5 protein-coding genes, 1 tRNA gene and 2 rRNA genes (1 of these 8 running past the window's edge) are annotated in these 5,000 nt (G+C 55.3%); 5 read left to right on the top strand and 3 right to left on the bottom strand.

The features are described from left to right. The 5 genes from BHE75_RS19965 to BHE75_RS24240 all read left to right on the top strand — a co-directional run. Positions 1-1,296 (top strand): 23S ribosomal RNA (locus tag BHE75_RS19965) (it extends 1,496 nt beyond the left edge of the window). 117 nt (positions 1,297-1,413) lie between these two features. After that, positions 1,414-1,528: ribosomal RNA gene (rrf, locus tag BHE75_RS19960) — 5S ribosomal RNA — on the top strand. 152 nt (positions 1,529-1,680) lie between these two features. Beyond that, positions 1,681-1,757 (top strand) — tRNA-Met (locus tag BHE75_RS19955). A 197-nt stretch (positions 1,758-1,954) separates the two neighbouring features. Next, positions 1,955-2,767, top strand: a complete 813-nt coding sequence (locus tag BHE75_RS19950; protein ID WP_254684513.1) for a tyrosine-type recombinase/integrase — start codon at positions 1,955-1,957, stop codon at positions 2,765-2,767. Positions 2,768-3,186: 419 nt separating this feature from the next. Beyond that, complete coding sequence (locus BHE75_RS24240) at positions 3,187-3,378, top strand: hypothetical protein (RefSeq protein ID WP_139181788.1); 192 nt, start codon at positions 3,187-3,189, stop codon at positions 3,376-3,378. A gap of 164 nt (positions 3,379-3,542) precedes the next feature. On the opposite strand, the gene BHE75_RS24235 is transcribed toward BHE75_RS24240, so the two are convergent. The 3 genes from BHE75_RS24235 to BHE75_RS24225 all read right to left on the bottom strand — a co-directional run bounded on the left by BHE75_RS24235 (position 3,543) and on the right by BHE75_RS24225 (position 4,793). Then, complete coding sequence (locus tag BHE75_RS24235) at positions 3,543-3,812, bottom strand: hypothetical protein (RefSeq protein ID WP_139181787.1); 270 nt, start codon at positions 3,810-3,812, stop codon at positions 3,543-3,545. Between the two features lies 1 nt (position 3,813). Beyond that, positions 3,814-4,284 carry a hypothetical protein gene (locus BHE75_RS24230; RefSeq protein ID WP_139181786.1) on the bottom strand — a complete coding sequence of 157 codons (471 nt, stop codon included), beginning with the start codon at positions 4,282-4,284 and terminating at the stop codon, positions 3,814-3,816. A gap of 248 nt (positions 4,285-4,532) precedes the next feature. Next, positions 4,533-4,793 carry a hypothetical protein gene (locus tag BHE75_RS24225; RefSeq protein ID WP_139181785.1) on the bottom strand — a complete coding sequence of 87 codons (261 nt, stop codon included), beginning with the start codon at positions 4,791-4,793 and terminating at the stop codon, positions 4,533-4,535. Positions 4,794-5,000 lie beyond the last annotated feature (207 nt).

Below are 5,000 nucleotides of genomic sequence, written 5' to 3'. Positions count from 1 at the left end.
CGAGGTTCCAGGAAATAGCCCCACCGTATAGACCGTACCCGAAACCGACACAGGTGGTCTGGTAGAGTATACCAAGGCGCTTGAGAGAAGTGTACTGAAGGAACTCGGCAAATTGCCTCCGTACCTTCGGAAGAAGGAGGCCCCACATATGCGCAAGCACTTGTGGGGGGCACAGGCCAGGGGGTAGCGACTGTTTAGCAAAAACACAGGGCTCTGCTAAGTCGGCTTCAAGACGACGTATAGGGTCTGACGCCTGCCCGGTGCCTGAAGGTTAAGTGGAGGGGTGCAAGCTCCGAAATGAAGCCCAGGTAAACGGCGGCCGTAACTATAACGGTCCTAAGGTAGCGAAATTCCTTGTCGGGTAAGTTCCGACCTGCACGAATGGCGTAACGACTTCCCCACTGTCTCCAGTACATGCTCAGCGAAATTGAATTCTCCGTGAAGATGCGGAGTACCCGCGGTTAGACGGAAAGACCCCGTGCACCTTTACTGCAGCTTCAGAGTGGCATTAGGAAAGAACTGTGTAGCATAGGTGGGAGGCTTTGAAGCTTGGGCGCCAGCCTGAGTGGAGCCATAGGTGAAATACCACCCTGTTGTTTTCTGATGTCTAACCTCGGACCGTGAAACCGGTTCAGGGACCCTCTGTGGCGGGTAGTTTGACTGGGGCGGTCGCCTCCTAAAGAGTAACGGAGGCGCGCGAAGGTTGGCTCAGGCCGGTTGGAAACCGGCTGTTAGAGTGCAATGGCATAAGCCAGCCTGACTGCGAGACTGACAAGTCGAGCAGAGACGAAAGTCGGTCATAGTGATCCGGTGGTCCCTCGTGGAAGGGCCATCGCTCAACGGATAAAAGGTACGCCGGGGATAACAGGCTGATAACCCCCAAGAGCTCATATCGACGGGGTTGTTTGGCACCTCGATGTCGGCTCATCACATCCTGGGGCTGGAGCAGGTCCCAAGGGTTTGGCTGTTCGCCAATTAAAGTGGTACGTGAGCTGGGTTCAGAACGTCGCGAGACAGTTTGGTCCCTATCTGCCGTGGGCGTCGATATTTGAGAGGAGTTGACCCTAGTACGAGAGGACCGGGTTGAACATGCCTCTGGTGGACCTGTCATCGTGCCAACGGTGCAGCAGGGTAGCTATGCATGGACGGGATAACCGCTGAAAGCATCTAAGCGGGAAGCCTCCCTCAAGATAAGATATCATAGAGCCGTCGAAGACCACGACGTTGATAGATCGGATGTGGAAGTGGAGTAATCCATGGAGCTAACCGATACTAATTGCTCTATTCGCGCTTGATGAGTCCCACCATCAACGACAACCCTGACCATCAGGACGTCGTCGATTAAGGACAATCTCTCAGCACAAGGTAAGCACGTCGATTTCTAAAACGATCCCGCTAGCGCTGGCTCCATAGCTTGGTGGCCATAGCGTCTGTGACCCACCCGATCCCATCCCGAACTCGGCCGTGAAACCAGACTGCGCCGATGGTACTGTTGCCTAAGCAACGGAAGAGTAGGGCGTCGCCAGGCTTTGAAGCCAGCGCCAGCAAGATCAAAACCCATTCACATGTCCAAAGGCCCCCGGAGCCAAAGGCTCCGCAAGGCCGAACGGCCGCCCGAGCTTATGCGAGGAAAGCCAAGGCAGCGGAACGCCGCTGCCGGCGCTTGAGGCCCATCAGTGTCGCGGGGTGGAGCAGCCCGGTAGCTCGTCAGGCTCATAACCTGAAGGTCACAGGTTCAAATCCTGTCCCCGCAACCAATCCTTCCATATCCCACCACACACCAAAGCGTCGCAGGCACACCCGCGGCGCATTTTTTTATATATTTCCCCATGGCTTCTGGCCGAGTCGCACCGGCTCAGCCGTACCCAGCCCATGTCGCCAAAGCCCAGGACGTCGATTTGCATCCGGGGGTATTTTGAGGGGTAATCCCAGCGCCCCCGCTGGAGAATACCCCATGGCCCTCAAGGAACTCGAAGTCCGCTACGCCACGAAGCGCGCCAAGGATTACAAGCTCACAGACGGCGAAGGCCTCCATCTGCTCGTCCGCCCCAACGGCTCGAAGCTCTGGCGGATGAAGTACCGGTTCGAGGGGCGCGAGAAGCTCCTCTCGTTCGGCGCCTATCCGCAGGTCAGCCTCGCCGAGGCCCGCCTGAAGCGGGCCAAAGCCAGACTCATGCTCGCTGAGGGAAAGGATCCGGGCGCCAGGGCGTCGCGCGAGCCTACGATGACATTCGAGGTCGCGGCCCGGGCCTGGCATGAAAATCGCGAAGCCTCGCTCGATCCGGGCCATGCCGCCCGCATCCTCGCCCGGCTTGAGCGCGATGTGTTCCCGGTGCTGGGCAAGGCCGATATCCGGGTTGTGAGCAGCGCCGATGTGCTGGCGATGATCCGCAGCGTCGAGGCGCGCGGCGCGCTCGATGTCAGCCGCAGGCTCAAGCAACATGTCAGCCAGATCTATCGGTTCGCCATTCCGCAGGGCTGGGCCGATCATGATCCCGCGGTCCATCTCGCCGACCTGCTCAAGCCCAAGCCGCGGGTTCGTCACATGGCCCGGGTCAGCATGGCGGGTCTGCCGGCACTGGTCCGGGCGATCCACGAATATGATGGTGATGAAAATCCCCGCAGGCGCGCGGTGACGCGCTCCGCTCTCCTGTTCACTTTGCTCGCACCTAGGCGCGGACCAACGAAACCCGGCTTGCCTCCTGGGACGAGTTTGAGGGACTCGACACGCCCAATCCGCTTTGGCGGGTTCCGGCTGTCCGGATGAAGATGGCGCGCGAACATCTCGTGCCCTTGTCCCGTCAGGCCGTGGCGGATCATATTTGAGCGACGCTTGCAGCGCGCCTGTAAAGTTGGCGACCGGACAGGCCGTCACCGGCGCGACTGCCGCCCGCGCCTCGACCAGCCGGTTCTCGACATCATATCGGTAGACCCGCGCGCCATCGAGCGTCAGGTTGCCGTTGCCATCGTAGCAGAAGGTCGCCGTGCCCGCGCTCAGATACTGGTTGAGCCCGTTCACAGCGTAAGTCCGCGCCACATTGGCTTCCTGGCCGAACACATAAGCATCGTTGCTGCGCGCCCGCGTGACGATCTGCGAGGCCTGATTATAGCCGAAGCTTATCGTGATGTCGCCCGACGTCCCGCCCAGGTCGTGCGCCAGCGCGCTCACCCGCCCGAGAGGGCAAGGTGGTTGCATGGCATCCCGCCCGCTGGGGCGGCGACCAGGCTGAGGCGTTCATCGAGGTCGAACAGGAGTTTCGTGCGGGCGACCGCTTGCAGTTCACCCGTAACAACTACCGCACCGGGCGCTTGAACGGCACCCTGGCCACCGTGACCGGCATTGACGCCGAACGGTCCACCCTCATGGTCGCGATGTAGGGCGGCACGACCTCCGCCATCTCACCGATCGCCATGTCCGCCCCGGATGGGACCAGACCATCCATTCAGCCCAGGGCGCCACCGCCGATCGGGTGATGGCGCATATGGAGAGCTTCCGTGCCAACACCGTCGATGCCCGCGCTGCCTAGTCACCACTCCCATCTTCACTGTGTAGATAAAATTTGCTTCAAGACACAGGCATCTTTGCTTACCCAAGCAATGGGATAACCACCAATATCACTCCCTGCCACGAAACTGATTTTCCACGTATCTCCTAGATCGATAATCGTAGCGCCTCGCCTTTCTACATTTGTTCTAGAAAATTTTTTAACTGCTGAACTAAAAGCTACATCGATAGCCTTTTCTTTCCCGCAATCATTGCGAGATGAACAAGCGCTTATTGCTAAGAACGGAATAAGTAGCAAAAATCTCATATTATTGATCTCTGCTATCGTAATAATATAATCCGTCCGCTTCCAAAACTACGCCGATCAGGTTGAAAGTCCCGTAAAAATTAACATCTTTGTCACTTATTCCGTACAAATAACCATCGGATTGGAGGAAGGGATGAGTATGGAAGAAAATATTTTCTTCATCCCAGCGGGATAGTGCTTGAGTCAATGGAATAGTCCCTGCCACTCCCGGGAAGACGCCTCCGACCCGCGAGCGATCGCCATTGCTATCCGCCCAAAACGCATGTTCGTTCTTTCCGCTAGTGGGTCCGTCTGGCTTGGAGCGTGTCCATGCTTGTACAACGGCGCTTCTAAATGCGGAACTTTTGAGCAACGGCAGCAATATCTTTGCAAGTTTAGGATCTGTTTTTCCGCCGCATTCTGGTTTGGCCTGGCAGGCACCAGAATTTCCAGATGCAGCTCCTCTCGTTTGATTGATCGCGCCGTTCACCATGCTGTTGGCTATGTCACGACCGGATTGGCACTGCCCGGCGCAGCTACCTGCTCCGGCAATAAACCCCCCGTTTTGCAACCGCCATCGTCGTCTGCAATTAGGGAACCGGTGCACGTGCCGCTCGGATCTCGGCCATTGACGGGATCGTTTGCGACATATGCATAGAGGTCGATCTGGTCTTCATAGATGTATCGCCAGATCCATTGGTCTACAGCGATATCGTTTTAGTAATTGTCCAGGAGATCAATCTACTTGTTCCAATCATATACTGTTTTCAATATAATTTTTGTCTGTTCTATTTTATAAGAACTATCTTTTGATCTTATATCTACGTCTGATATAAAGTGCCAAATTTCTTCTGGAATTTTCGATAAAAGATCATTTTGTTTTTTTAGTTTTTTGATAATTTCAATCGAAAATGCGATACATTCAGATTCGTCTATTTCACTTAAATTCTCCATTCTAATTAATTCAAGGACATCATTTATAAAATCATTTTTATTGTACACAAATACATTTCCCTATTAATTGGGATCATACAGGATAATATGAGGCCCTTCTTTGCCATATGGAGATCCATAATTAATGTGAAGAACAGGCTTTGGGCGATTTGGTAAAGAGCCCGATCGGAAATTAAGTTGAGTGGTATCAGCAGGTTAGCTTGACGGCTGAGCCTGTCGTTGATTCAGGGGTTTCGCCAAAAACTGCCGTGGATT

It is taken from the genome of Edaphosphingomonas haloaromaticamans (assembly GCF_001853345.1).
GTDB classification, from domain to species: Bacteria; Pseudomonadota; Alphaproteobacteria; order Sphingomonadales; family Sphingomonadaceae; genus Sphingomonas_E; species Sphingomonas_E fennica.
This window is presented reverse-complemented; position numbering and strand designations above follow the sequence as displayed.